The sequence below is a fragment of the Nitrospirillum viridazoti CBAmc genome, from assembly GCF_000730165.1.
Classification (GTDB): domain Bacteria; phylum Pseudomonadota; class Alphaproteobacteria; order Azospirillales; family Azospirillaceae; genus Nitrospirillum; species Nitrospirillum viridazoti.
The window spans coordinates 711,881-738,004 of record NZ_CP022110.1; the positions used below are offsets into that span (position 1 = coordinate 711,881).

A 26,124-nucleotide genomic window follows, 5' to 3' on the forward strand; every position below is an offset into this window, starting at 1 on the left:
TTCGACGGACGAGGATATGGGCGAGAATTCTAAGGTGTTTAGCGCGCGGCTGATGCTCGCGGCGGCCGGTTTGGCAGCCCTGACGGGGTGTGACAGCCTGGACTACCTGTTCGGCGGGTCGCGCCCGACTCCGGACGAGTTCCGGGTGCTGGCGCGCGCGCCGCTGGAGGTGCCGCCCGATTTCAACCTGCGTCCGCCGCAGCCGGGCAGCCCGCGCCCGCAGGAAATCGTGAAGGAGACGCGCGCCACCAGCACCGTGTTCGGCGCCGCCACCACCGAGGCGACGGCCGTGGCCTCCGCCACCGCCAACCAGAGCAAGGGCGAGGCCGCGCTCGTCGCCAAGGCCGGCGGCGACCAGGCCGATCCCCAGATCCGCAGGATCATCGACAAGGAATGGCCGGGCACCGTGGTCGGTGACCGCGGCTTCCTGGACGGCCTGATGTTCTGGAAGGGCGATGACAAGCCGGCGGCGAACGGCCCGACGGTGCAGCGCGACAGCAGCTCCGCCGGTTCCCGCTAAGGGACCAGGGTTCAAAGGCCCGGACGGGATGCCCTCCCGCCCGGGCCTTTTGCTATGCGGCCAATGGGAAAGGCAGGGGGACGATGCGGAGGATCATACTGGCGCTGGCGACCGCCGCCGGCTTGACGGCGACGGCCTCCGCCTGGGCCGGCCAGGGGGCCAATTCCTGGCCCAACGGCGCCAAGGCGGCCGTGGTCCTGACCTATGACGACGCGCTCGAGTCCCAGCTGGACCACGCCGTGCCGGTGCTGGACGCCGCCGGCTTCAAGGGCACCTTCTTCCTCAGCGGTGTGAAGCAGGTGGACGTGCCGCGCTGGCGGGCCGCCGCGGCCGAGGGGCATGAGCTGGGCAACCACACCATCTTTCACCCTTGCCCGGCCGCGACCTTCGCCACCGACCCCCGCTACACGTCGGAGGCCTACACCCCCGCTGGCCTGCTGAAGGAGATCGCGCAGCAGAACGTGCTGCTGACGGCCCTGGACGGCCGGCCGGCCCACGGCTTCGCCACCCCCTGCGGCGTCACCCAGGCGGGCGGGCAGGACTATCTGGAGCCGCTGCGCGCCGCCAACCTCGTGACCTACGTCCGGGGCGTGGTGACGACGCTGGCGGATCTGCGGGCCAAGGTCGCCATCCTCGATCCCATGCACATCCCCTCGCGTGGATTCCCCGACGGGGTGACGGGCGCCCAGCTGATCGCCTTCGCGCAGGAGGCGGAGGCCGGCGGCGGCATGGCCGTCTTCCTGTTCCACGGGGTAGGGGGCGACTATCTCCAGGTCTCCGACGCCGCCCATCGGGAACTGGTGGATTGGCTGAAGGCCAATCGCCAAGACGTGTGGGTGACGACGCTGCAGGGCGCACTGGACTGGGCGCACGCGCATCCCTGAGCCCATCCCAACGGCCAGCTTTCCTTGGGGCCCCGCCGTACCCATGCTATTCCTCTGGGAAACGGGGCGGCATGTAGCGGGAGTGGCGGGGCCTTGGGCGTCTTTTGGCGGCCTTTTTGCGGGGCGCGGTTCGCGGCCCTGGCGCTTGCCCTCATGGTGCCGGCGGCGGCCCCGGCCCGGGTTTTCGATCCCGAGACCTTCACGCTGGCCAATGGCCTGCAGGTGGTGGTGGTGCCCAACCACCGCGCCCCGGTCGTCACCCAGATGCTGTTTTATAAGGCCGGTGCCGCGGATGAGCCGGCAGGCAAGTCCGGTGTCGCGCATTACCTGGAGCACCTGATGTTCCGGGGCACGGCAACCGTCCCCTCCGGTGCCTTTTCCCGCGAGGTGGCGGCGCACGGCGGGGTGGAGAACGCCTACACCAACCAGGACCAGACGGTCTATTTCCAGACCATCGCCCGCGACCAGCTGCCCCTGACCCTGCGGCTGGAGGCCGACCGCATGGCCAACCTGTGCATCCGGCCGGAAACGGCGGCGCCGGAACTGGCGGTGGTGCTGAACGAGCGGCGGCAGCGGACGGAGGCCAGCCCCGCCGCCCGCCTCCGGGAACAGGTGCAGGCGGCCCTGTTCCGGGCCTATCCCTATGCCCGGCCGGTGGTGGGCCGGCCGGAGGAGGTGGCGGCCCTGACCCCGGCCGACGCCCGGGCCTATTACCGGGCCTGGTACGCCCCCAACAACGCCGTGCTGGTGGTGGCGGGCGACATCAGCGCCGCGACCCTGCGCCCCTTGGCGGAGGGCACCTTCGGCCGCATCCCCGCCCGCCCGGTGCCCGACCGGGTGGTGGCGCGGGGGACGCCGTCCGCCGGGGGGCAGGATCGGCGCGTTGAACTGAAGGACGCCCAGGTGCGCCAGCCGTCGCTGAGCCGGGTGTGGGCGGCGCCGTCCCACGGCTGGGCCGCCGAGCCGGCGCAGGTCTACGCGCTGGAGGTATTGCAAACCATCCTGGGCGGTGGCGCCACCGGCCGCCTCTATCAGGCGCTGGTGGTGCGCCAGGGCCTGGTGGCGGGGGTCAGCGTCGATTACCTGGCCGATGCGCTGGGGCCGGGGCAGTTCAGCCTGGGCGTGGTGCCGGGGCCGGACGTGACGGTGGCGGACGCCGAGGCTGGCCTGAACGCCGAACTGGCCCGCCTGCTGCACGACGGCGTCGGCGCGGCGGAGGTGGCGGCCGCCATCCGGCGCCTGCAGGTCGGCGCCATCTACGCCCGCGACAGCCTGCAGGGCCCGGCCTCGGAATTTGGCGTGGCGCTGACCACGGGGCAAAGCGTGGCGGATGTCGAGGCCTGGCCCGACCGCATCGCCGCCGTGACGGTGGGGGATGTGAACCGCGCCCTGCGGACCGTGTTGGGCGGCCGGGGCTCCGTCACCGCCCTGCTGCTGCCCGACCCCGACGCGCCGACGCCGGAGGAGGAGCTGGAGGATGTGGCGGCAGCGCAAGGCATGGCGCAGGGGGCCATCCGATGAAGGCCCCGTGGGCGTCGCAGTGGGCGTTCCAGTGGGCGTTCCAGGGGGCGTTGGTGTTGGCGCTGGTGTTGCTCGGCCAGCCAGCGCGGGCCGCCACGGTGGCCAAGACATCCCTGGTCAAGGCCTCTTTGGTGGAGCGCGTGGTCAGCCCCGGCGGCATCGAGGTCTGGCTGGTGCGCGACGCCAAGAACCCCATCATCGCGCTCGACTGGTCCTTCCGCGGCGGGGCCGCCACCGATCCTGCCGACCGGCTGGGCCTGGCCGCCATGGCGGCCGGTTTGCTGGACGAGGGGGCGGGCGACCTGGACTCCGCCGCCTTCCAGGATCGCTTGGCCGACCACTCCATCGGCCTGGCCTTCAACGCCAGCCGCGACTGGTTCTCCGGCGCGCTGCTGACCCTGCGGGAGAACCGGGAGGAGGCGTTCACCCTGGCCCGAATGGCCCTGACGGCGCCGCGCTTCGACGCCGACGCGGTCGCCCGCATTCGGGGTCAGTTGCAGGTGGCGGTGCGGCGGGAGGAGGCGGATCCGGTGACCGTCGCCTATCACGCCTTGGCCCGCCGGCTGTTCCCCGACCACCCCTACGGCCGCCCCCTGCGTGGCACGACCGATACGCTGGCGGCCATCACCGCCGACGATTTGCGGGGGTTCGCCACCCGGCGCCTGGCGCGCGACGGCCTGTTGGTGACGGCGGCGGGCGACATCGACCCGGCGGAACTGGGGGCGGCGGTGGACTGGATCTTCGGCGCCCTGCCGGCCGCGCCCGCACCCGTCGCCATTCCCGAAACGCTTCCCGAGGTGCTTCCCTCTGCCGACGCCCGGCCGGTCGCCGTGTCCTGGCCGGGGCCGCAGAGCCTGTTCGTGCAGGCGGGGGCGGGCATTCCCCCCAGCGACCCCGACTGGCCCGCCGCCCTGCTGCTGAGCCACATCCTGGGCGGGGAGGGACTGGAATCGCGGTTGGCGGAGGCGGTGCGGACCCGGCGGGGGTTGTCTTACGATGTGCAATGCAATTTGCAATCCTATGCCCATGCCGACCTGTTCATCGTTACCGGCTCCACCGCCAACGCCACGGTGGGGCAGGCCTTGGGGCTGGTGCGCCACACCCTGGCGGAGGTGGCCGTCCATGGGGTGACCGCGCGGGAACTGCGCGACGCCCAGACTTATTTGATCGGCTCCTTTCCCTTGCAATTCACCAACGACCGCGCCATTGCCGCGCTGTTGCTGGATATTCGCCGCGATGGCTACGCCGCCGGCTTCCTCGACCATCGTGACGCCCTGCTACGCCAGGTGACGCTGGCCGATGTCCGGCGGGTGGCGGCGCGGCTGTTGCGCCCCGATGCCATGGCCACGGTGGTGGTTGGCGGGGCCGCCGGCCCGCTGCGTTGAGCAACGGTTCCCCAGCTGACCTTTGGCATAGGAGTTGCTGAGGTACCCCCGTCCGCGATCTTGGCAGCTGGGGGTTTCCGATGACGTTCACGTTCGAGGATTTCAAGGCACGCTTCTTCCCGGCCGCCACCCTGACGGGCCGCGCCGCGCCGGAAAGCCCGGCGCCCGTGGCTTTGCAGGACAATCCCGTGCCCAACGGCCTGGACCGGCGCCGTGGGGGCGCCCGCGCCGCCCCCGTGCCCGACCACATCGACGGCATTCCCATCTCGGCAATCCTTGCCGCCATCAGGGCGGATCCTGCCGCCCTGCACCGTCGCCGCGAGGTGCTGGAGGGGGAAATCCGTTCCGTGTGGGCCACGCTGCAGGAACTGGTGCGGGAATACCGCGCCCTCAGCGACGACGCCATGCTACCCCAGGGCGTCACCCCCACCCTGGCGGCCAAGACCATGGCGGGCGGTCCCCTGCCCAAGGAGATGGCGGAGGCCCTGGGCAGCGCCATCGGCCTGCCCCTGACCGTCATGCCCAACGCCCTGCGGGCACCCATGCCGGCCCCGGAGATGGCGGCGGCGGCGAAGGACAGCCTGTTCGACGTGGATGAGGATGAGCCGGCCGCCAAGGCGGAACCGGTGCGCCTGCCCCGGTCCCGCACCATGGTGCGGCCCGCCCGCCGTCAGGCGCGCTAGGAAGACATCCGGCGGGTCAGCGTCCGCCCATCAGCGTCCACCCACGTGGACGCTGCCGCTGCCGCTATGCGCCTGGTCCAGCCGGCCGGTCACCTGGTCGATCTTCGCGTCGCCGCTGCCGCTCAGCGAGAGGGTGGCGTCGGTGACCTTGACGCGCAGCACTTGGTCGCCGCTGCCGCTGATGGCCGACGACAGGGTGCCGATCTCCCCGCCATCGATGGTGATGTCGCCATTGCCCGACTGCTTCAGCTGGGCGGTGGTGGCCGACACGGCGTGGATGGTCAGCGTGCCCGAGCCGCCCAGGTGGGCCGACAGCGCCCCTTGCGCCTTGGCCACCACCAGGTCTCCCGACCCGTCGATGGACAGGCGCAGGTCCTGCACCGCCGGCAGGGTGACGTTGCCCGAGCCGCTGAGCTTGGCCTGGGTGGTGCCGCCGCTGCCCCCGCCGATGGTGATGGTGCCGCTGCCGCTGCTGTCCAGGTCGGTGGAAGGGCCCGCCATCTGGATGATGCCGACATTGCCCGAGCCCGCCACCCGCACCTTGAGCGCGCCCTCCAGGCGATCCAGCTGGGTATCGCCGGACCCCTGGATGCGGACCTGGGCGCCGCCGGCCACGCGATCGGCCTTGAAATTGCCGGAACCGTCCAGGTTTAGCGCCAAGGCGCCGAAGCCGCCGCTGGCTCGGTAGTCGGTCGACCCGCCCTCCTGCACCTCCAGGGGCACGCCGGCGGGCACGGTGATGGTGATGCGCAGCGTGGGCTGCCAGCGCTTCCAATCCTCCCCCTCGCGGTAGCAGCGGCGGCCGCTGATGCCCAGCTGGGCCGTCCTGCCGCCGCTGGCGGTCAGCTGGTCCAATTCCTTCGGGTCGTCCGCCGTGGCCTGGATGCGCACGTCGCGCGCACTGGGCGATGCGGTGATGTCCACCGTGCGGGCGCAGGGGGTGGTGACCCGCAGCTCCTGTCCCTCCAGGGCCCAGCTGCGCTCCCCCGCCCAGGCGGTGCCGGCGGCGGTAAGCGCCGCGAGCGACAGGGGCAGGGCGAGGGCGATATGGTGGGGGCGGGGCATGGGAGCGGACTCGTCTATGGTTGCGGCATTGTCCCCATTGTCACCGCGCGGCTGAGGTGATCAAGGACGTAGCGGGCGATGGAACCGGTCCGGGCGGGCTGCGCACGCTAAGTGGCCCCATGCGGTCTGGCCGGCCGCCGCGCCAGACGTCAAAAACGAAGACAAATTCGCGTCAAATGGACGAAATCTCCATCCGAAACGCTGCTTAACCATCCTCAGCCGTGTTACACCCCAGGGGCTTTCCAGGGGCGGGATAATGGGATCCGGGCGCCCCTGGCCACAGGTCAGGAGAGAACGATGTCCGCCACGCAGACCCCCACCCAGGACGCGACCCTCGTGGACACGCCTCTGGTTGAGACACCCGCCTGGCAGGCGCTGGCCCGGCATCGCCAGGCGATGGACGGCGTGCACATGCGCGACCTGTTCGCCGCCGATCCGGAGCGGTTCGACAAATACTCCCTGAAGCTGGGCACGCTGCTGCTGGATTATTCCAAGAACCGGCTGACCGATGAGACGCTGCCCCTGCTGCTGGACTTCGCCCGCGCCCGCGACCTGGAAGGCTGGCGCGAGGCCATGTTCGCCGGGTCGCCCATCAACCTGACCGAAGGCCGCGCCGTGCTGCACACGGCCCTGCGCCAGCCCAAGGGCGCCACGGTGCTGGTCGACGGCCGCAACGTGGTGCCGGATGTGCACGCCGTGCTGGACCGCATGGGCGCCTTCGCCACCGCCGTGCGGGATGGGGAGTGGCGCGGCTGGACCGGCCAGCCCATCACCGACATCGTCAACATCGGCATCGGCGGGTCCGACCTGGGCCCCGTCATGGTGACCCAGGCGCTGACCCCGTACCACCACCCCCATCTGCAGGCCCATTTCGTCTCCAACGTCGACGGCACCCACATCGCGGAGGTGCTGAAGAAGGTAGACGCGGAGACGACGCTGTTCATCATCGCCTCCAAGACCTTCACCACGCAGGAGACGCTGGCCAACGCCCACACGGCGCGCGACTGGCTGCTGGCCCAAGGGGCGCCGGCCGAGGCGGTGGCCAAGCACTTCGTGGCCGTGTCGACCAATGCCAAGGAGGTGGCGGCCTTCGGCATCGACACCGACAACATGTTCGGCTTCTGGGATTGGGTGGGCGGCCGCTACAGCCTGTGGTCGGCCATCGGCCTGCCCATCATGCTGATGGTCGGCCCCGACCGCTTCGCCGAGCTGCTGGCCGGTGCCCACGCGATGGACGAGCATTTCCGCACCGCCCCCCTGGCCGCCAACATGCCCGTGCTGATGGGCCTGATCGGCCTGTGGTACGTGAACTTCTGGGATGCCCAGTCCTACGCCGTGCTGCCCTATGACCAGTACCTGGCCCGCCTGCCGGCCTACCTGCAGCAGGCCGACATGGAAAGCAACGGCAAGGGGGTGGACCGCGACGGCCGCCCGGTGGACTATTCCACCGGCCCGGCGCTGTTCGGGGAGCCCGGCACCAACGGCCAGCACGCCTTCTACCAGCTGATCCACCAGGGTACGCCGCTGATCCCGGCCGACTTCCTGGCGCCCATCGAGACGCAGAACCCGGTGGGCCGCCACCACACCCTGCTGCTGGCCAACTTCCTGGCCCAGACCGAGGCCCTGCTGCTGGGCAAGACCGAGGATGAGGCGCGGGCCGAGCTGGCCGGCCAGGGCCTGGACGGCGAGGAGCTGGAGGCCCTGGTGCCGCACAAGGTGTTCACCGGCAACCGCCCGACCAACACCCTGTTGTTCCAGAAGCTGGACCCGCACACCCTGGGCACGCTGATCGCCCTCTATGAGCACAAGATCTTCGTGCAGGGCATCCTGTGGAACCTGAACTCCTTCGACCAATGGGGGGTGGAGCTGGGCAAGCAGCTGGCCAAGGCCATCCTGCCGGAACTGGAGGGCGGCGCCCGCCGGGGTCATGACTGCTCCACCGCTGGCCTCATCCGCGTGGTGCGCGAGGGCCTGCGCTGACCGTTGTACGGAAGGCCGGATGTCCGTCGGGGACCGCCGGCTTTTCCCGTGACGGCTTTTTTCCTACAGGCGTAAGCTTGCCGAGGAACGGCGGCGTATCCAGACTCCCTGGTATTGTCCGCCGGCAAGGTTGATGACATGGAAAGCGGCACGCGCGGCCTTGGTGGAACCGCCTCCGAACGACCGGGGGCGGTGCGCCTGACCCAGGAACAGCTGGACCTGGTGCTGAAGCGCCACGCCATGTTCCGTAACGCCAAGGTGGGTGGGGCCCGTGCCGTTCTGGCCCGCATGGACCTGTCGGGCCTCACCATGGCCGGCCGCGACCTCAGCCATGCCGACTTCACCCACGCCATCCTGCGCGATGTCGACCTCAGCGGCGCCTTGCTGGAATGCGCCACGCTGTTCGTCACCGACCTGCGCGGCGCCAATTTGCGCAACGCGCGGCTGGTGAAGGCCGATTTGCGCGGCGCCTGCCTGCGCGGGGCCGACCTGTCGGGCGCCGACTTGTTCGATGCCGACCTGCGCGACGGCACCCTGGCCGCCCGTGCCCGCGACGGCAGCCTGCAGATCATGAGCGTGGACCCCACCAATGCCGATCTGGCCGAGGCCAACCTGCGCGGGTCCAACCTGACCAATGCCAAGCTGTCGGGCTCGGTCGCCATGCATACCGACTTCACCGACGCCATCATGCGCAATGCCAAGCTGGTGCGCGCCAACCTGCGCCACGCCAAGCTGGACGGCACCAACCTGGAGGGGGCGGACCTGTCGGGCGCCGACGTGCGCGGCGCCAGCCTGCGCGGCGCCGTGCTGATCGGCACCGTCATGAACCTGACGGAGCTGGGCGGCGCCGACATGACCGGGGTGCTGACGGAAAAGCCTCAGGGACGCCCGGCGGCGGAGCTGGGTCGCTCCATGGCCGAGCTGCTGAACCTGCACGCCACCTGGGTATGCACGGCGGCCAGGGAGGGCATGGCCCTGGACTTGAGCGGCGTCGATCTGCGCGGGTCCGGCATCCTGTCGCGGGCCATGCTGACGCGGGGCGTGGGTCGCGGCGCCGTGTTCTATGGCATGGACCTGACCGGCATCCAGATGCAGGTGGGCCAGTTCGACAACGCCGACTTCCGCACCGCCACCCTGGCCGAGGCGGATTTGCGCGGCGGCAGCTTCCAGGGCGCCAACTTCAACGCCGCCAACCTGCGCCACGCCACCTTGGATTACCTGCAGATCGATGCCGAGCGGCATGTGCGCACCAACCTGACGGGCGCCAACCTGCGCAACGCCGATCTCAGCGGCGCCCGCCTGCGCCGCGTCCGCCTGGCCCAGGCCGACCTCAGCCACGCCGACCTGCGGGGCGCCGACCTGCGCGAGGCCGATTTGCGCGGCGCCAACCTCAGCGGTGCCCTGGTGCAGGAGGAACAGATGCGGGCGGTGGACTTCACCGGCGCGCGCGGCCTGCCCCGCACCTGGCACGTGCGCTATGTGGCCGACGACTAGCCCCCCCCGCCCCCTCCTTTCTAGGCCGCGACCGCGGCCGCCGGACCTTTTCGGGGAGCGTCAGCGGACTGAAAAGGGAGGAAGCCCAGCCGGCGGACGCCGGCGCCCGGCGATTGAGGGACGGAACAAGTGATCCCCCGCATTGCCCCGCGGGCCGGCCCCCCGTTAGAATGGCGCCATCATGCCCATCCGCCTTCTCCCTGAGACCCTGGTCAACCGCATCGCCGCCGGCGAGGTGGTCGAGCGTCCCGCTGCCGCCGTGAAGGAACTGGTGGAGAACGCGCTGGACGCCGGTGCCTGCCGCATCGACGTCACCCTGCGCGATGGCGGCAAGGCCCTGATCCAGGTGGTGGACGACGGCGGCGGTATGACGGCCGAGGAGCTGTCGCTGGCGGTGGAGCGCCACGCCACCTCCAAGCTGCCGGGCGACGACCTGCTGAACATCCACACCCTGGGCTTCCGGGGGGAGGCGCTGCCCTCCATCGGCGCCGTCAGCCGCCTGACCATCACCAGCCGCCAGCCGGGCAGCGACAGCGCCTGGGCCCTGACGGTGGAGGGCGGGGCCAAGGGCCGGCCGGTGCCGGCGGCCCACCCCGTGGGCACCCGCATCGAGGTGCGCGACCTGTTCTACGCCACCCCGGCGCGGCTGAAGTTCCTGAAGACCACGCGGACGGAGACGGACCACGCCGTCGATGTGGTGCAGCGCCTGGCCATGGCCCACCCGGACGTCGCCTTCACCGTGGCGGACGAGGGGCGCACACCCCTGCGCCTGCCGGCTCAGACGGGAACTCTTAATGGTGAGGACCCGCTGCTGGCCCGCCTGGGCGCCATCATGGGGCGGGAGTTCCAGGAGAACGCCCTGCCCATCGACGCCCGGCGCGAGGGCGTGCGGCTCTACGGCCATATCGGCCTGCCCACCCTGAACAAGAACACCGCCGCCGGCCAGTACCTGTTTGTGAACGGCCGGCCGGTGCGCGACAAGCTGCTGCTGGGCGCCGTGCGCGGCGCCTACGCCGACTTCCTGGCCCGCGACCGCCATCCCCTGCTGGCCCTGTTCCTGGACATCCCGTGCGAGGATGTGGACGTCAATGTCCACCCGGCCAAGACCGAAGTGCGCTTCCGTGACCAGGGACTGGTGCGTGGCCTGATCGTGGGCGCGCTGAAGCATGCGCTCGCCGGTGCCGGCCATCGCGCCTCCACCACCGTGGGCCAGGCGGCATTGGCCAGCTTCCGCGCCGACGGCGCCAAGCCCATCCCCCAGACCGCCTTCCAGTGGCAGCCGCAACCCCATTCCGGCGGTGGCGGCGGCTGGCCCGGCCTCGCCCGGCCCACAGCCGGGCAGGTCGAGGCCGCGCGCGCCTTCCAGGCGCCTGTCACCGCGTGGGAGGGCCCAGCCCCGGCAGCGCCCGCTTATCCGTCATCGGTTCTGGCGGAGGCGCCGGCCTATGCCGACGCGGCCCCCGGCCCCCTTAGCCCCGGCTTGGCCACGGCGGTGGCGGCCCTGGCACAGACCAACGCCGACGACGTGCCCGACTTTCCCCTGGGCATCGCCCGCGCCCAGGTGCACCAGACCTATATCGTCTCGCAGACCCGCGACGGCATGGTCATCGTCGACCAGCACGCGGCGCATGAGCGCCTGGTCTATGAGCGCATCAAGCAGTCCATGGTGGCCCAGGGCGTGAAGCGGCAGATGCTGCTGATCCCCGAGGTGGTGGAACTGGAGGAGGCCGCGGCCGCCCGCCTGGCCGAACGCTCCGACGAGCTGGCGGAGTTGGGCCTGTGCCTGGAATCCTTCGGCACCGGCGCGGTGGTGGTGCGGGAGATTCCGGCCCTGCTGGGTGCCAAGGCGGACATCAAGGCCCTGGTCAGCGACATCGCGGATGAGCTGGCGGAACTGGGTGACCAGCACGCGCTGAAGGAAAGGCTGGAGGAGGTCTGCTCCTCCATGGCCTGCCATGGCTCCGTCCGCGCCGGCCGGGTGCTGACGGTGGGGGAGATGGACGCCCTGCTGCGCGAGATGGAGGCCACGCCCCACAGCGGCCAGTGCAACCACGGCCGCCCCACCTATGTTGAGCTGAAGCTGGCGGACATCGAGAGGCTGTTCGGCCGGCGGTAAGCGGCTTTTGCGTCAACCCTGTCTCGACCTCATCCCTATGAGGTCGCTTCGATGACATTGGGCCTATCGAAAGTTTGGGGCGATGGAGGGCTATATGATCATTGATATTAATGATAGTCTTAAAAATATGATGGAATCGGAGCGTCTTTTTGATTTTGAACGCCTCATCCGGCGGCGATCATTAGGCGAAGTTCCTTTGTATTCCAGATATAAAAAATTATCTTTTTTGTCTCATTTGCCTGTCAAGCAGAAATCAGAGTTTCTGACTCTGCATGCAACAAGGCATCTTGATAGCATCATCAAACATATTTCTTTGGCTGGAATTGATAATTGCTTAGTGATGGTTTCTCTTCAAGATTTTGATTTCATAAATAACGATGAGGCAGATCCGATTTACCCCAGTTTCTGGATTTGTACAGACGTCGAAGGGGAGCTGCTCAATTTCCGACTAAAGCAAGGAAAGGGGCCTTATGCTTCCACAGTCGGGCAATATTTATCTGAGAATGGGCTTGCGAATGGCCGTTCCGTTCTTGAATGGGCAGGTTCCTCGATAGAAGATGACGTGTTTCGAGTTTATATAGCCAGAAATGACTGCAGACTTCTGAATGGGATAATATTGGAATAGAGCCTTCTCATGCGTCCAATGTGGCCGATGATCCAAAACGACAACGCCCGGAAGGATGACCTCCCGGGCGTTTCGCTTCGGCCCCTTGGGGACCACGCATTGCTTGGTGTTTCCTCTATCCCTGTTCGCCCGTCCGGTGTTTTCCCGGATTTGCGGGCGGCACTCTCACTGGAACGGCCGGTCAGGGCCGTTCGAACTCTAAGACCGGTCAGCGCAATTCCCAGGCGAACTCAACCTTCACCGGGGCACCGGCGACGCTGGCGATGGGGTTCTGGCGCAGCCAGTTGAAGAAATCATCGAAGGGCAGGGCGGGACGCGCCACCACCCGGCGGCCGGACAGGCCGGTCGCGCGTTCGGACAGGGTACGGGTCACCTGCTCGTACGCCACTTCCGGGACACCGTGGGATACCGCGATGGCACCCGTGGCCGGATCCTCCACCTGGAAGGAATGGGCCCCGTTCCGGAACGCATAGGCAACCTGAACCGTGTCAACCCGACGCATGATTTCCACTCAGCTTCGCAAAACGGAACTTTATGTACCATAGGGGCGCGACATTGGAAAGGAAAAAACAGCGGACACGGAAATGACGCAACAGAACGTCGTTTTCGCATTCCGTTCGCCCTGCGGCACCCGTGTCCCACTGTCTTTCCAAGGGTTTACCTATAGGCCGATAGATTTATTCGATTACGAAGCGGGGGGCCGCCCGGCCGCCGCCGGCCTTGATCTTCTCCGCCACGCGGGCGGCGATGGCGCGATAGGTCTGGGCGTGCACGCCGTCCGGCTGGTGGATGGTGATGGGCGTGCCGGCGTCGCTGGTCTCGCGGATGGCGATGTCCAGCGGCACCTCGCCCAGGAAGTCGATGCCCAGCTTGTCCGCTTCGGCCCTGGCACCGCCGTGGCTGAAGATGTCGCTGCGGTGGCCGCAGTTGGGGCAGCAGAAATAGCTCATGTTCTCGATGATGCCCAGGACGGGCACGTCCACGCGGCGGAACATGTTCAGGCCCTTGCGCGCATCCAGCAGGGCGATGTCCTGCGGGGTGGAGACGATGACGGCGCCGGCCAGCGGCACGCTTTGCGCCATGGTCAGCTGGGCGTCGCCCGTGCCCGGCGGCATGTCGACCACCAGCACGTCCAACTCACCCCAGTTCACGTCGCGCAACATCTGGGTCAGGGCGCTCATCACCATGGGGCCGCGCCAGATCATGGGCGTGTCCTCGGCCACCAGGAAGCCCATGGACATGACCTTGATGCCGTAGTTGACCAGTGGGTCCAGGCGCTTGCCGTCGGCGCTGTCCGGCTTGCCGCTGAGACCCATCATGCGGGGCATGGAGGGGCCGTAGATGTCGGCATCCAGCAGGCCCACCTTCAGGCCGTTGGCGGCCATGGCCAGCGCCAGGTTGGTGGATGTCGTCGACTTGCCCACGCCACCCTTGCCCGAGGCGACGGCGATGATGGCGGCCACGCCGGGCACCCCGGCCTTGGCGGGCTTGCCCGCACCCGGCGCGCCCGTGCCCGGGGCGCCGCCGCCGGAAACGGCCTTGGGTGCGGGGCGGTGGGCGGTCAGCACCGCCGTCACCGACAGCACGCCGGGCAGGCGGTCCACCGCCTTCTCCGCCGCCTGGCGCAGCGGCTCCAGGGCGGCACCCCGCGCCGGGTCCACCTCCAGGGTGAAGTGGACATGGCCGTCCTTCACCGCGACGCCGGAAACCATCTTGAGGCTGACGATGTCAGACCCGCGATCGGGGTCCGCCACCTGCCGGAGGGCCTCCAACACCTGGGACTCGGTTACCGCCATGATCAAACGCCTTCATCTTGTAAAGTGGGGGGCGGGGGGTCATATCGCCCGTGTCGGGCTTCCCTGCGAACGCCCGACTATATACGGTGCCGCCGAAATGGGGGGAAGCCCGGGGGAGAGATGGCCGCCATGGTGGCCGTGAGGCCGCCGTCGCCCTCTGTCTAGGGTGCCCTTCATATAGGGTATCGGTTTCCGAATAATCAGATCTTCCAAACAGATCTTGTGGGAAGCGGGAAAGGCGAACATGCCCTGGTCCAATCAAGGGTCGAACGGCGGCAACAACGGATCGGGGGATGATCCCGGCAAGGGCCCCGACAAGGACAAACCCTCGGACAAGCCCGCGTCGGGCGGATCGGCGCCGCACAATCCCTGGGGCCAGAGCGAGGGCATCGCCGGCGGCTCATCGTCGTCCAAATCATCCGCCGGCAAATCATCCGCCGGTAAGCCCGGCTCCCGCCCCCAACCGGGGCTGGAGGACGCCGTGCGCCAGAGCGGTGAGCGCCTGCGCGTCCTGTTGGGCGGCGGCGGGCGGAACGGCAACGGCGGAGGCAATGGCGGGCGTTCGCGTCCCTCCGGCCCGTCCGGCAGCCCCTTCACCCTGAACGGCTGGAGCACCGGCCGCGTCATCGGCGTGGGTGTGGCGGCGGTGGCCGCCCTGTGGCTGGCCACGGGCGTCTACCGGGTGGCGGCGGATGAACAGGGCGTGGTCCTGCGCTTCGGCAAGCCGGTGCGGGTGGAACAGCCGGGCCTGCGCTATCATCTGCCGGCGCCCATCGAGCAGGTGCTGCTGCCTCAGGTCACCCGCGTCAACCGCATTGAGATCGGCTATCGCAGCCAGGGCGACGGCCGGCGCAGCGTCAGCGACCGTGACGTGGCCGACGAAAGCACCATGCTGACGGGCGACGAGAACATCGTCGACATCGACTTCGCTGTGTTCTGGGTCATCAAGGATCCGGGCAAGTTCCTGTTCAACATCCGCGAGCCGGAAGAGACGGTGAAGAAGGTGGCGGAAAGCGCCATGCGCGAGATCATCGGGCGCACCGAGATCCAGCCCGCCCTGACCGACGCCCGCCAGCGCATCGAGAACGACAGCCGCCAGCTGCTGCAGACCATCCTGGACCAGTATCAGGCCGGTATCGAGATCACCCAGGTGCAGTTGCAGCGGGTGGAGCCGCCGCCGGCGGTGGTGGAGGCGTTCAACGACGTGCAGCGCGCCCGCCAGGATCGTGAGCGCCTGCGCAACGAGGCGGAGACCTACCGCAACGACATCATCCCCCGCGCCCGCGGCGAGGCGGAGCGCCTGAACCAGGAGGCGCAGGCCTACCGCGACCAGGTGGTGGATCTGGCGCAGGGCGACGCCAAGCGCTTCCAGCAGGTGCTGGAGGCTTATGCCCAGGCCCCCGACGCCGCCAGCCGGCGCCTGTACATCGAGACCATGGAGCAGATCCTGAAGGGCACCCACAAGATCCTGCTGGACGACAAGGCCGGCGGCGGCGCCGTGCCCTACCTGCCCCTGAACGACATGCTGAAGACGCCCACCCATCCTGCCACCCCGCCGGCATCCCCGGCCGCGTCGGCCAAGTGAGGGAGGGACCCATCATGGAAAAACGCTGGATCCTTCCCCTGGGCCTGCTGGTGCTGGCCGCCATCCTGCTGCAGGGCAGCTTCTTCACCCTCAATCAGACGCAGCAGGCCCTGGTGCTGCAGTTCGGCGAGCCCAAGCGCGTCATCCGCGAGCCCGGCTTGTGGGTCAAGATCCCCTTCGTGCAGAACGTGGTGATCTTGGACCGCCGGGTGCTGGACATCGACCCGCCGGTGGAGAGCGCCATCCTGGCCGACCAGAAGCGGCTGGAGGTGGACGCCTACGCCCGCTATCGCATCGCCGACCCGCTGATGTTCTTCCAGACCCTGGGCAATGAGCAGCAGGCCCGCCTGCGCCTGTCGGTCATCGTAAACTCTGCCATGCGCCGCGTCCTGGGCAACGTTAACCTGCCGGCCGTGCTGTCGCAGGAGCGTGAGAAGGTCATGGCCGACATCAAGGGCCAGGTGAACCAGGAGGCACAGCGCCTGGGCATCGAGATCGTGGACGTGCGCCTGCGCCGCGCCGACCTGCCGGAACAGACCAGCCAGGCCGTGTTCGCCCGCATGCGCTCCGAACGCGAGCGCGAGGCGGCGGAGGCCCGTGCCCAGGGCCAGGAACTGTCGCAGCAGATCAAGAGCCGCGCCGACCGCGACCGCACCGTGCTGCTGGCCGAGGCCCAGCGCCAGGCCCAGATCACCCGGGGCGAGGGCGACAACCAGGCGATTCGCATCATGAATGAGGCGATCAGCCGCAACCCCGAATTCTACAGCTTCTATCGCAGCCTTCAGGCCTATCGCGACACGCTGAAGCCCGACGACACCACCCTGGTGCTGTCGCCCGGCGCCGACTTCTTCAAGTACTTGGGCGCCAGTGGGGGCGCCGGCGACCACCGGCGCGCGGACAAGTAGGCGCGGGCCGTGCGCGAGAGAGCGGGGAGCCTAAGGTTTTGAATGACTTGCTGACGGGTGCCGCGCTGGCCCTGGTGCTGGAGGGCGTGTGCTATGCCCTCATGCCCGGGACCATGCGCCGGCTGGCGGCGCGCATGGCCGAGACGCCGGCGGATCGCCTGCGCTGGGCGGGGCTGGCGGGGGGCTGCATTGGTGTCGGCCTGGTGTGGCTGGTGCGCCGCTAAGGGGTCAAATCGGTGGCCACCCGCCCTATCCCCTTGCGATATCACAAGCCATCCCCCTTAACAGGCGCGACATGACCCCCCTATAGTGGGGCCCTGAAACGGGAACCCTGAAACGGGCCCCAAACAGGAATATGGAATATGACGGGCGGATGCCATTCTCGGGGCGTCCCCCTGCCAGGAGTGGCCCTACAGTGACGTCTCCCGCCTTCACAGCACCCTCGCCGACGACTCCTTCCGCGAAGAAGGAAGGGAACCGGCGATTCCCGGCCCTGCGCCGGTCGCTGATGGTGCTGGGCGTCCTGCTGCTGCCCACGGCCTGCGGCGACCCCGCCCCCGCCCGGGCGGAGCCGCCGCCCCACAGCTTCGCGCCCCTGGTGGAAAAGATGCTGCCGGCGGTGGTGAACATCTCCACCACCCAGACGATGAAGAACAAGAAGCAGGGCCAGCTGCCCATGCCGGAGTTCCCGCCCGGCTCGCCCTTCGGCGACTTCTTCCGCGACTACCAGCAGCGGCAGAAGGAGAATGACCAGGGCGGTGGCGGTGATGACAAGGGCGGCGCCACCTCCCTCGGCTCTGGCTTCATCATCGACGCGTCCGGCTATGTGGTGACCAACAACCACGTCATCGAGGGCGCCGACGAGATCACGGTGCGCCTGCAGGACGACACCCAGATGAAGGCGACGCTGGTGGGCACCGACAAGGCCACCGACATCGCCCTGCTGAAGGTGGAACCGTCATCCAAGCTGCCCGCCATGGTGTGGGGTAACAGCGATGCGCTGAAGGTGGGCGACTGGGTGGTGGCCATCGGCAATCCTTTCGGCCTGGGCGGCACGGTCACCGCGGGCATCATCTCCGCCCGCGGCCGCGACATCGGCGCCGGCAAGTACGACGACTTCCTGCAGACCGACGCCTCCATCAACCTGGGCAATTCCGGTGGCCCGCTGATCAACCTCAACGGCGAGGTCATCGGCATGAACACCGCCATCTTCTCCCCGGGGTCCAACGAGGGGGAGGCCGGGTCGGTCGGCATCGGCTTCGCCATCCCAGCGGTGGTGATCAAGAACGTGGTGCAGCAGCTGCGTGAGACCGGCAAGGTGCGGCGCGGCTGGCTGGGCGTGCAGATCCAGGACGTGACGCCCGACATCGCCGACACCCTGAACCTGAAGCAGCAGCGCGGCGCCCTGGTGGCCGTGGTCAGCCCCGGCGGGCCGGGCGAGCAGGCCGGCCTGAAACAGGGCGACGTCATCGTCAGCATCGATGGCAAGGACGTCACCAACGGCCGCATGCTGCCCCGCATCGTGGCGGAGGAGCCGGTGGGCCATAAGGCGGCCCTGGTGGTGCTGCGCAAGGGCGGCAAGACCAACGTGACCGTGTCGCTGGGCGAGCTGAAGGAAGATACCGAGGGCGGGGCGGCGACCGCGGCCACCGGCAACGGACCGGCCGAGGCCGAGGGCACCATCGACAGCGTGGGCCTGACCCTGGACGCGCTCAGCCCCAAGGTCCGGCAGAAGTTCAGCGTGCGCGACGACGCCCAGGGGGTGGCCGTGGTCCGCGTCGCCCCCAACAGCCCGGCCGCCAAGCGCGAGATCAAGGCGGGCGACCTGATCGTCGAGGTGGGCCAGGAAGAGGTCAGCACCCCCAACGACGTCGCCACCCGCGTGGCCAAGGCCAAGGACAACGGCCAGAAGGCCGTGCTGCTGCTGGTGGAACGCGCCGGCGACCTGCTGTTCGTGGCCCTGCCGCTGGAATAAGCCGCGCCAGGCCTCAGCCGGCCACGATCTCGCTCTCCCGATAGCCCTGGGCGTAGAGCAGGGCGGTCAGGTCGCCGTGGTCGACCTTGGCCCGTGCGGATGCTGCTACCGCCGGCTTGGCGTGGAAGGCGATGCCCAGGCCGGCGGCCAGCAGCATGGGCAGGTCGTTGGCGCCGTCACCCACGGTGACGGCGGCGGTCAAGGCCACGCGCCGCTGGGCGCAGATGCGGGTCAGGGCCGCGGCCTTGGAATCCTTGTCCAGGATGGGTTCTACCGGCTGGCCGGTCAGCTTGCCCTCCTGGATCACCAAGTCGTTGGCCTGGTCCTCGTCAAAGCCCAGGATGCCGCGCACATACGCGGTAAATGGCTTGAAGCCGCCGGACACCAGGGCGCAATAGGCGCCGTGCTTGCGCATGGTGGCGACCAGGGACCTGGCCCCCGGCATCAGGGTGACGATGCCCTTCAGTTCCTCGATCACCGCCGCATCCATGCCGGCCAGCAGGGCCACGCGCTCACGCAACGCGCCCTTGAAGTCGATCTCGCCGTTCATGGCGCGGCGGGTGATCTCGGCGATGGTGTCGCGCCGGCCGATCAGGGCGCCCAGTTCGTCCAGCATCTCCTGGTGGATGATGGTCGATTCCATGTCGGCCACCAGCACGGCCTTGCGCCGGCCGGCCGACTCCTGCGTGACGGCGTCCACCGGCTGGCCCAGCAGGGCCTGGGCACAGGCCGCCTGGGCCTGGTCGGGATGCAAGCCGGCGAAGGCGATGTCGCAGGCGCGGCCGGGCGCCAGCCAATCGGGCGTGCTGGTTTCCGCCCCCAGCGCCTGCAGGGCGGCGCGCGCCGCCCGGACCATGCTATCGTCCAGCGTCGCCGCCGCGGCCTCCGCCTCTGTCAGGGGGGCGCCGGCGATCAGGGTCACCACATGGGTCATGGCATGTCCGAAGGGTTTGAGGGGGCTTCCGCCGGTCTTGATACGGGGGGCGGGGCCGACAGGCAAGACGCAGTGGGGCATCCGGCCCCTGCGATCAGTGCTGTTGCGGGCCCCGATGCCGCAACAAAAGAACTCAAGCTGGTTCCCAAGGTGGTGATCGTCATCGGCGGCCCCACCGCCTCGGGCAAGTCGCGCCTGGCCCTGGACCTGGCGGTGCGCCTGGGCGGCACCGTCATCAACGCCGACAGCATGCAGGTGTACCGGGGTCTCGCCCTGCTGACCGCACAGCCCGGCCCGGACGACCTGGCCCAGGCGCCCCACCGACTCTATGGCACCGTGCCGCCGTCGCTGCGCATGTCGGCGGCGGCTTGGCGTGACTTGGCGCTGGCGGAGGTGCGGGCGGCCGAGCGGCCCATCCTGGTGGGCGGCACCGGCCTCTACCTGCGCACCCTCACAAGTGGCATCGCCGACATTCCCGCCATCGGCGACGCGGTGCGGGACCAGGCCAAGGCCCTGCATGCGAAACTGGGCGGCCCCGCCTTTCACCAGGATCTGGCGGCCCGGGATCCGGAAGCGGCGGTCCGGCTGGCCCCCGGCGACACCCAGCGCCTAGTGCGGGCGTGGGAGGTGGTGGTGGGCACGGGCCGCACCCTGGGGGACTGGCAGCGCGCGGCAGAGTCTACGGCGCCGGCCGACCTGGCCTTTCACACCATCGTGGTCGATCCGCCGCGTGACCGCCTCTACGCCAATGGCGATGCGCGCTTCCTGGCCATGATGGAGCAGGGGGCGTTGGACGAGGTGCGGGCCTTGCTGGATCTGGGCCTCGATCCCGACCTGCCGGCCATGAAGGCGCTGGGCGTGCCGGAACTGGCGGCCCATCTTTCCGGTGCGCTGTCGTTGGAAGAGGCGGTGGCCTTGGCGCAGCGCCACACGCGCAATTACGCCAAGCGGCAGACCACCTGGTTCCGTCACCAAATGGCGGAGGCCCGCCGGGTTGATCCCGGTTTCAGTCAGACGCATACCGGTTATGAGAAATTAATCGAAAGTCTGTTGAGTGAAATCTTTGCGATAATTCGCAAAACCGGTTGACCCTAGGTACAGTTCCGTCTACGGTCCCGATCCGCCCGGCCTTCGCGTTTGCGAAGGGGGCTGGGGTATTCCCGAGCGGGCCCGGTGAGCGGGCCTGACGGGGTGACTGGAAACCAGGATTTTTGGGAAATGAGTGCTGCCACGAACGAGACCAGTCTGACCGGTGCCGACATCGTCCTGAAGGCGTTGCGGGACCAGGGCGTAGAGGTCATTTTCGGTTATCCGGGCGGTGCCGTACTTCCCATCTACGACGCGCTTTTCCAGCAGAACGACATCCGCCACATCCTGGTCCGCCATGAACAGGCGGCGCTGCACGCGGCCGAGGGCTACGCCCGGTCCACGGGCAAGGTCGGCGTCGTGCTGGTCACCAGCGGCCCCGGCGCCACCAACGCCGTCACCGGCCTGACCGACGCGCTGATGGACAGCATTCCCATCGTCTGCCTGTCCGGCCAGGTCGCCACGCACCTGATCGGCAACGACGCCTTCCAGGAATGCGACACCACGGGCATCACCCGTCCCTGCACCAAGCACAACTACCTGGTGAAGGACGTCAACAACCTGGCGCGCACCCTGCACGAGGCCTTCTACGTGGCTAAGAATGGCCGCCCGGGTCCCGTCGTCATCGACATCCCCAAGGATGTGCAGTTCGCCGAGGGGACCTACCGCTCCCCGGCCGACAGCATGCCCAAGAGCTACCGCCCGCAGGTGAAGCCGGACCTGAACCGGGTGGAAGAGGCCATCGACCTGCTGGCCAAGGCCAAGCGGCCCATCTTCTACGTCGGCGGCGGCGTCATCAATGCCGGCCCCGTGGCCAGCCAGCTGCTGACGCAGTTCGTCCGCATGACGGGCTATCCCTGCACCACCACCCTGATGGGCCTGGGCGCCTATCCCGCGTCCGACCGGCAGTGGCTGGGCATGCTGGGCATGCACGGCACGTACGAGGCGAACCTCGCCATGCACGGCTGCGATGTCATGGTCTGCATCGGTGCCCGCTTCGACGACCGCGTCACCGGCAAGGTCTCGGAATTCTCGCCCAATTCGGTCAAGATCCACGTCGACATCGACCCGTCCAGCATCAACAAGAACGTGCGCGTGGACGTGCCCATCATCGGCGACGCCGCCCATGTGCTGGAAGACATGATCCGCATCTGGAAGGCGCGCGGCAAGCAGGCGGACAAGGCGGCCCTGGCCGAGTGGTGGGAGCAGATTGAGTTCTGGCGGGCGCGCGACTGCCTGCGCTACGACAAGACCCCCAAGATCATCAAGCCACAGTACGCGCTGGAACGCCTGCGCGCCGCCATCTCCGGGCGTGACGACGTCTACATCACGACCGAGGTGGGCCAGCACCAGATGTGGGCGGCGCAGTTCCTGCCGTTCGACAAGCCCAACCACTGGATGACCTCCGGCGGCCTCGGCACCATGGGTTATGGCCTGCCGGCCGCCATCGGCGCCCAGGTGGCCCACCCCGACGCCCTGTGCATCGACGTGGCGGGCGAGGCCAGCATCCTGATGAACATCCAGGAGATGGCGACCGCCCTGCAGTACCGCCTGCCGGTCAAGGTCTTCATCCTGAACAACCAGTACATGGGCATGGTCCGCCAGTGGCAGGAACTGCTGCACGGCGGCCGCTACTCGGAAAGCTATTCCGAGGCGCTGCCCGACTTCGTGAAGCTGGCCGACGCCTTCGGCGGCGTGGGCCTGCGGGCGACCGAGGTCAGCCAGGTGGACGACGTCATCGCCGAGATGATCAAGGTGAAGCGCCCGGTCATCGTCGACATGTGCGTGGACCAGAAGGAAAACTGCTTCCCCATGATCCCCGGCGGCCGCGCCCACAACGAGATGCTGTTGGGCCCGGACGAGAAGGTGGAGAACGCGACGCCGGAGGACGGCATGGTGCTGGTATGAGCGCCAACGCCCCCATCGCCGCCACTTTCACCGCCTCGCCTGACCGGAGCCCATCTTGACCGCCCGTCCTTCGCCCTTCGCCAGCACCGCCATCGAGCGCCACACCATCTCCATCCTGGTGGATAACGAGCCGGGCGTGCTGGCCCGTGTCATCGGCCTGTTCTCGGGCCGTGGCTACAACATCGAAAGCCTGACGGTGGCGGAGGTCGACCGCGACGCCACCCTGTCGCGCGTCACCATCGTCACCAGCGGCACGCCCATGATCATCGAGCAGATCAAGGCGCAGCTGGGCCGTCTGGTGCCGGTGCACCGGGTGCACGACCTGACCCTCGAAGGCCCCTTCGTCGAGCGCGAGACGGCGCTGGTCAAAGTGGCCGGGACGGGTGAGAAGCGGGTTGAGGCCCTGCGCCTGGCCGACGTGTTCAAGGCGCGGGTGGTGGACGCCACCATCACCAGCTTTGTCTTCGAGATCACGGGGCAGGGCGAGGAGCTGGACCGCTTCATCGGCCTGATGGCGGAACTGGGCCTGGTGGGCGTGTCGCGCACCGGCGTTGTGGCCATGTCCCGCGGCCCCGGCGGCATCTGACCGGTTTTTTCCAAACCGCTTTCCCCGGGTGACCGGGACGGCGACAATCCATGAGAGCGCGCCCCCAAGGGTTGGTGGGCGCAACCAACAAAAGGCTGAGACCCATGCGCGTTTATTATGATCGTGACGCCGACGTTAACCTGATCAAGGGCAAGAAGGTTGCCATCATCGGTTACGGCAGCCAGGGCCACGCCCACGCCCAGAACCTGCGCGACAGCGGGGTGAAGGAGATCGTGGTGGCGCTGCGCGCCGGCTCGGCCACGACCAAGAAGGCCGAAGCCGCCGGCTTCAAGGTGGTCACCCCGGCCGAGGCCGCCGCCTGGGCCGACGTCGTCATGATCCTGACGCCGGACGAACTGCAGGCCGACCTGTACCGTGACGAGCTGGCCGCCAACCTGCGCCAGGGTGCCGCCATCGCCTTCGGCCACGGCCTGAACGTGCACTTCCGCCTGATCGAGCCGCGGCCGGACCTGGACGTGTTCATGATCGCGCCGAAGGGCCCCGGCCACACCGTGCGCGGCGAATACCAGAAGGGCGGCGGCGTCCCCTGCCTGGTGGCCGTGCACCAGAACGCCTCGGGCAACGCGCTGGAAGTGGCGCTGTCCTACGCCTCCGCCGTGGGTGGTGGCCGCTCGGGCATCATCGAGACCACCTTCAAGGAAGAGTGCGAGACCGACCTGTTCGGTGAGCAGGCCGTGCTGTGTGGTGGCCTGACCAAGCTGATCCAGGCCGGCTTCGAGACCCTGGTCGAGGCGGGTTACGCCCCCGAGATGGCCTATTTCGAGTGCCTGCACGAGGTGAAGCTGATCGTGGACCTGATCTACGAGGGCGGCATCGCCAACATGCGCTACTCCATCTCCAACACGGCCGAGTACGGCGACTACGTCACCGGCCCGCGCATCGTCACCAGTGAGACCAAGGCCGAGATGAAGCGCGTGCTGGACGACATCCAGTCCGGCCGCTTCACCCGCGACTGGATGCTGGAGAACAAGGCTGGCCTGCCCAGCTTCAAGGCCACCCGCCGCCGTGAGGCCGAGCACCCGATCGAGGAAGTGGGCGGCAAGCTGCGCGCCATGATGCCCTGGATCGCCAGCAACAAGCTGGTGGACAAGAGCCGCAACTAAGCGGGTTTGCCCGCCCGGTAGCGAAGCGGCCGGATGGCCACGCCCGGCTGCTGGGGGGCCTTCCAAAAGATTAAGCCGGTGCCTGCGGGTGCCGGCTTTTTCATTTCGCGGGTGCAGCATATTTTGCGCATTCATTTCCGCAAGATCTGTCCTGCGGCAACAAAACGCCTGTCCGTCGTTGCCACCGGCCGGATTGCGGCGTAGATCAGACGGATCCGGCTTGGCTTGTTGTCAGTCCCCTTATCCGTCCCGTCCGCACCCGGCGGCGGCAGCGCAGGATTTTTCGCCATGACCCATCCGTCTTCCGACCGCGTCATCATCTTCGACACCACCTTGCGCGATGGTGAGCAGTCGCCCGGCGCCTCCATGAACCTGGAGGAGAAGATCCGCATCGCCCAGACGCTGGAGGAGATGGGCGTGGACGTGATCGAGGCCGGCTTCCCCGCCGCGTCCAATGGTGATTTCGAGGCGGTGCGGGAAGTGGGCCGGGTGGTGCGCAACGCCACCATCGCCGGCCTGTGCCGCGCCCACCGCAACGACATCGAGCGCGCGGCCGAAGCGCTGAAGGGGGCGGCGCGCCAGCGCATCCACACCTTCATCTCCACCAGCCCGCTGCACATGAAGTACAAGCTGCAGATGGAGCCGGACGCCGTGGTCCAGGCCATCTGGGACAGCGTCAGCCTGGCGCGCAACCATGTGGAAGATGTGGAATGGTCGGCTGAGGACGGCTCGCGCACCGAGCTGGACTTCCTCTGCCGCTGCGTGGAAACCGCCATCAAGGCCGGCGCCACCACCATCAACATCCCCGACACCGTGGGCTATGCCGTGCCGGAGGAATACGGCGCGCTGATCCGCGCCGTGCGGGAAAAGACGCCCAACAGCGACCAGGCCATCTTCTCCGTCCACTGCCACAACGACCTGGGCCTGGCCGTGGCCAACTCGCTGGCCGGTGTCGCCGGCGGCGCGCGGCAGGTGGAATGCACCATCAATGGCCTGGGGGAACGCGCGGGCAACGCCGCCTTGGAAGAGATCGTGATGGCGCTGCGCACCCGCGCCGACTATCTGCCGTACAAGACCGGCATCAAGACCGAGACCATCACCCGCGCCTCGCGCCTGGTGTCCACCATCACCGGTTTCGTGGTGCAGCCCAACAAGGCCATCGTCGGCGCCAACGCCTTCGCCCATGAATCCGGCATCCACCAGGACGGCATGCTGAAGCACGCCGGCACCTATGAGATCATGACCCCGGAATCGGTGGGCCTGAACCGCTCCACCCTGGTTATGGGCAAGCACTCCGGCCGCGCCGCCTTCCGCGCCAAGCTGAAGGAGCTGGGCTATGAGGACATGGGCGACAACGCCGTGAACGAGGCGTTCCGCCGCTTCAAGGATTTGGCCGACCGCAAGAAGGACGTGTTCGACGAGGATATCATCGCCCTGATCGATGATGAGGTGGGCCGCCAGCACGACCACATCCAGTTCGTCTCGCTGCAGGTGGTGGCGGGGTCGCGCGGACCGCAGCACGCGGTGCTGGAGGTGACGGTGGGGGGTGAGGCCGTGCCCCCGGTGGTCAGCTTCGGCAACGGTCCGGTGGACGCCGTATTCAACGCCATCAAGCAGGTCTTCCCGCACGAGGCCAGGCTGCAACTTTACCAGGTGCACGCCGTGACGGCCGGCACCGACGCCCAGGCCGAAGTGACCGTGCGCCTGGAGGAGGGCGGCAAGACGGTGAACGGCCAGGGGGCGGACGCCGACACCCTGGTTTCCTCCTGCCGCGCTTACCTGCACGCTTTGAACAAGCTGCTGGTCAAGCGGCAGAAGACGGCGCCGGCGGCGATCAGCGCCTGAGGAGATACACTCATTAACCGCTTAATCCCGAGTCCCGCGCGGGGCTGGGCGAAGGGGCGGTGCAGGCGGCACGCTAGTGCGCCCGCAGGTTGCCGGGGCGGGGCTGG

23 protein-coding genes are annotated in these 26,124 nt (G+C 68.5%); 19 read left to right on the top strand and 4 right to left on the bottom strand.

Going from position 1 to position 26,124, the window contains the following annotated elements; all coding sequences use genetic code 11:
* The first annotated feature begins 16 nt into the window (after positions 1-16).
* The 5 genes from Y958_RS03320 (at position 17) to Y958_RS03340 (ending at position 4,993) form a co-directional block, all read left to right on the top strand.
* Positions 17-520 (top strand): DUF3035 domain-containing protein, encoded by a 504-nt coding sequence (locus Y958_RS03320; RefSeq protein WP_186291244.1) that lies wholly within the window; start codon positions 17-19, stop codon positions 518-520.
* 83 nt (positions 521-603) lie between these two features.
* Positions 604-1,404: a polysaccharide deacetylase family protein gene (locus Y958_RS03325; protein ID WP_088870901.1), complete on the top strand. Its 801-nt coding sequence runs from the start codon at positions 604-606 to the stop codon at positions 1,402-1,404.
* 93 nt (positions 1,405-1,497) lie between these two features.
* Positions 1,498-2,925, top strand: coding sequence for a M16 family metallopeptidase (locus Y958_RS03330; RefSeq protein WP_244909353.1), 1,428 nt, complete (start codon positions 1,498-1,500; stop codon positions 2,923-2,925).
* The gene (locus Y958_RS03335) at positions 2,922-4,310 is read left to right on the top strand and encodes a M16 family metallopeptidase (RefSeq protein ID WP_088870903.1); all 1,389 of its coding nucleotides are present in this window, start codon (positions 2,922-2,924) and stop codon (positions 4,308-4,310) included. Before Y958_RS03330 ends, Y958_RS03335 begins: the two co-directional genes overlap by 4 nt.
* 80 nt (positions 4,311-4,390) lie before the next feature.
* Positions 4,391-4,993, top strand: a complete 603-nt coding sequence (locus tag Y958_RS03340; RefSeq protein ID WP_004274180.1) for a hypothetical protein — start codon at positions 4,391-4,393, stop codon at positions 4,991-4,993.
* A 30-nt stretch (positions 4,994-5,023) separates the two neighbouring features.
* Here Y958_RS03340 and Y958_RS03345 read toward each other — a convergent pair whose 3' ends face one another.
* Positions 5,024-6,058 carry a GIN domain-containing protein gene (locus tag Y958_RS03345; protein ID WP_088870904.1) on the bottom strand — a complete coding sequence of 345 codons (1,035 nt, stop codon included), beginning with the start codon at positions 6,056-6,058 and terminating at the stop codon, positions 5,024-5,026.
* Positions 6,059-6,454: 396 nt separating this feature from the next.
* Between Y958_RS03345 and pgi the strand changes: the two genes are divergently transcribed.
* From pgi to Y958_RS31195, 4 genes are all read left to right on the top strand, one after another.
* Complete coding sequence (gene pgi / locus Y958_RS03350) at positions 6,455-8,038, top strand: glucose-6-phosphate isomerase (protein ID WP_244909409.1); 1,584 nt, start codon at positions 6,455-6,457, stop codon at positions 8,036-8,038.
* A gap of 138 nt (positions 8,039-8,176) precedes the next feature.
* A complete protein-coding gene (locus Y958_RS03355) occupies positions 8,177-9,532 on the top strand; it encodes a pentapeptide repeat-containing protein (protein ID WP_088872449.1) in 1,356 nt (451 codons plus the stop codon).
* A 181-nt stretch (positions 9,533-9,713) separates the two neighbouring features.
* Entirely contained in the window at positions 9,714-11,648 is a 1,935-nt protein-coding gene (mutL, locus tag Y958_RS03360; protein WP_088870905.1) for a DNA mismatch repair endonuclease MutL, read from the top strand.
* Between the two features lie 94 nt (positions 11,649-11,742).
* Positions 11,743-12,273 (top strand): Imm15 family immunity protein, encoded by a 531-nt coding sequence (locus Y958_RS31195; RefSeq protein ID WP_145727750.1) that lies wholly within the window; start codon positions 11,743-11,745, stop codon positions 12,271-12,273.
* Between the two features lie 208 nt (positions 12,274-12,481).
* Here the strand turns inward: Y958_RS31195 and Y958_RS03365 are convergent, their stop codons facing one another.
* Positions 12,482-12,775 carry a hypothetical protein gene (locus Y958_RS03365; protein ID WP_145613266.1) on the bottom strand — a complete coding sequence of 98 codons (294 nt, stop codon included), beginning with the start codon at positions 12,773-12,775 and terminating at the stop codon, positions 12,482-12,484.
* A 175-nt stretch (positions 12,776-12,950) separates the two neighbouring features.
* The gene (apbC, locus tag Y958_RS03370; protein WP_088872450.1) at positions 12,951-14,072 is read right to left on the bottom strand and encodes an iron-sulfur cluster carrier protein ApbC; all 1,122 of its coding nucleotides are present in this window, start codon (positions 14,070-14,072) and stop codon (positions 12,951-12,953) included.
* A 241-nt stretch (positions 14,073-14,313) separates the two neighbouring features.
* Between apbC and hflK the strand changes: the two genes are divergently transcribed.
* From hflK to Y958_RS03390, 4 genes are all read left to right on the top strand, one after another.
* The gene (hflK, locus tag Y958_RS03375) at positions 14,314-15,654 is read left to right on the top strand and encodes an FtsH protease activity modulator HflK (RefSeq protein WP_338039190.1); all 1,341 of its coding nucleotides are present in this window, start codon (positions 14,314-14,316) and stop codon (positions 15,652-15,654) included.
* A 14-nt stretch (positions 15,655-15,668) separates the two neighbouring features.
* On the top strand, positions 15,669-16,559 hold the full coding sequence (gene hflC, locus Y958_RS03380) for a protease modulator HflC (RefSeq protein WP_088870907.1): 891 nt from the start codon (positions 15,669-15,671) through the stop codon (positions 16,557-16,559).
* Positions 16,560-16,597: 38 nt separating this feature from the next.
* Entirely contained in the window at positions 16,598-16,783 is a 186-nt protein-coding gene (locus Y958_RS03385) for a DUF2065 domain-containing protein (RefSeq protein ID WP_088870908.1), read from the top strand.
* Between the two features lie 191 nt (positions 16,784-16,974).
* Positions 16,975-18,534 (top strand): DegQ family serine endoprotease, encoded by a 1,560-nt coding sequence (locus tag Y958_RS03390; RefSeq protein WP_088870909.1) that lies wholly within the window; start codon positions 16,975-16,977, stop codon positions 18,532-18,534.
* 13 nt (positions 18,535-18,547) lie between these two features.
* Here Y958_RS03390 and serB read toward each other — a convergent pair whose 3' ends face one another.
* Positions 18,548-19,468: a phosphoserine phosphatase SerB gene (gene serB / locus Y958_RS03395; protein ID WP_088870910.1), complete on the bottom strand. Its 921-nt coding sequence runs from the start codon at positions 19,466-19,468 to the stop codon at positions 18,548-18,550.
* A 150-nt stretch (positions 19,469-19,618) separates the two neighbouring features.
* Between serB and miaA the strand changes: the two genes are divergently transcribed.
* The 6 genes from miaA (at position 19,619) to Y958_RS03420 (ending at position 26,017) form a co-directional block, all read left to right on the top strand.
* A complete protein-coding gene (gene miaA, locus Y958_RS03400; RefSeq protein ID WP_244909354.1) occupies positions 19,619-20,557 on the top strand; it encodes a tRNA (adenosine(37)-N6)-dimethylallyltransferase MiaA in 939 nt (312 codons plus the stop codon).
* Between the two features lie 129 nt (positions 20,558-20,686).
* Positions 20,687-22,462 carry an acetolactate synthase 3 large subunit gene (locus Y958_RS03405; RefSeq protein ID WP_040849681.1) on the top strand — a complete coding sequence of 592 codons (1,776 nt, stop codon included), beginning with the start codon at positions 20,687-20,689 and terminating at the stop codon, positions 22,460-22,462.
* Between the two features lie 55 nt (positions 22,463-22,517).
* Positions 22,518-23,048: an acetolactate synthase small subunit gene (gene ilvN, locus Y958_RS03410; protein WP_050898675.1), complete on the top strand. Its 531-nt coding sequence runs from the start codon at positions 22,518-22,520 to the stop codon at positions 23,046-23,048.
* 104 nt (positions 23,049-23,152) lie between these two features.
* Entirely contained in the window at positions 23,153-24,172 is a 1,020-nt protein-coding gene (gene ilvC / locus Y958_RS03415; protein WP_040849682.1) for a ketol-acid reductoisomerase, read from the top strand.
* Positions 24,173-24,205: 33 nt separating this feature from the next.
* The gene (locus Y958_RS31825) at positions 24,206-24,376 is read left to right on the top strand and encodes a hypothetical protein (protein WP_186291246.1); all 171 of its coding nucleotides are present in this window, start codon (positions 24,206-24,208) and stop codon (positions 24,374-24,376) included.
* An 84-nt stretch (positions 24,377-24,460) separates the two neighbouring features.
* Positions 24,461-26,017, top strand: coding sequence for a 2-isopropylmalate synthase (locus tag Y958_RS03420; RefSeq protein ID WP_004274240.1), 1,557 nt, complete (start codon positions 24,461-24,463; stop codon positions 26,015-26,017).
* The last annotated feature ends 107 nt before the right edge of the window (positions 26,018-26,124 follow it).

Excerpts from the sequence above, each read along its gene's own strand:
- serB (WP_088870910.1), bottom strand. The coding sequence starts at position 19,468 with ATGACCCATGTGGTGACCCTGATCGCCGGCGCCCCCCTGACAGAGGCG.
- Y958_RS03340 (WP_004274180.1), top strand. The coding sequence starts at position 4,391 with ATGACGTTCACGTTCGAGGATTTCAAGGCACGCTTCTTCCCGGCCGCC.
- Y958_RS03355 (WP_088872449.1), top strand. The coding sequence starts at position 8,177 with ATGGAAAGCGGCACGCGCGGCCTTGGTGGAACCGCCTCCGAACGACCG.
- pgi (WP_244909409.1), top strand. The coding sequence starts at position 6,455 with ATGGACGGCGTGCACATGCGCGACCTGTTCGCCGCCGATCCGGAGCGG.
- ilvC (WP_040849682.1), top strand. The coding sequence starts at position 23,153 with ATGCGCGTTTATTATGATCGTGACGCCGACGTTAACCTGATCAAGGGC.
- Y958_RS03320 (WP_186291244.1), top strand. The coding sequence starts at position 17 with ATGGGCGAGAATTCTAAGGTGTTTAGCGCGCGGCTGATGCTCGCGGCG.
- Y958_RS03365 (WP_145613266.1), bottom strand. The coding sequence starts at position 12,775 with ATGCGTCGGGTTGACACGGTTCAGGTTGCCTATGCGTTCCGGAACGGG.
- Y958_RS03335 (WP_088870903.1), top strand. The coding sequence starts at position 2,922 with ATGAAGGCCCCGTGGGCGTCGCAGTGGGCGTTCCAGTGGGCGTTCCAG.
- Y958_RS03405 (WP_040849681.1), top strand. The coding sequence starts at position 20,687 with ATGAGTGCTGCCACGAACGAGACCAGTCTGACCGGTGCCGACATCGTC.
- Y958_RS03345 (WP_088870904.1), bottom strand. The coding sequence starts at position 6,058 with ATGCCCCGCCCCCACCATATCGCCCTCGCCCTGCCCCTGTCGCTCGCG.
- Y958_RS31195 (WP_145727750.1), top strand. The coding sequence starts at position 11,743 with ATGATCATTGATATTAATGATAGTCTTAAAAATATGATGGAATCGGAG.
- hflC (WP_088870907.1), top strand. The coding sequence starts at position 15,669 with ATGGAAAAACGCTGGATCCTTCCCCTGGGCCTGCTGGTGCTGGCCGCC.
- Y958_RS03420 (WP_004274240.1), top strand. The coding sequence starts at position 24,461 with ATGACCCATCCGTCTTCCGACCGCGTCATCATCTTCGACACCACCTTG.
- mutL (WP_088870905.1), top strand. The coding sequence starts at position 9,714 with ATGCCCATCCGCCTTCTCCCTGAGACCCTGGTCAACCGCATCGCCGCC.
- Y958_RS31825 (WP_186291246.1), top strand. The coding sequence starts at position 24,206 with ATGGCCACGCCCGGCTGCTGGGGGGCCTTCCAAAAGATTAAGCCGGTG.
- hflK (WP_338039190.1), top strand. The coding sequence starts at position 14,314 with ATGCCCTGGTCCAATCAAGGGTCGAACGGCGGCAACAACGGATCGGGG.
- Y958_RS03325 (WP_088870901.1), top strand. The coding sequence starts at position 604 with ATGCGGAGGATCATACTGGCGCTGGCGACCGCCGCCGGCTTGACGGCG.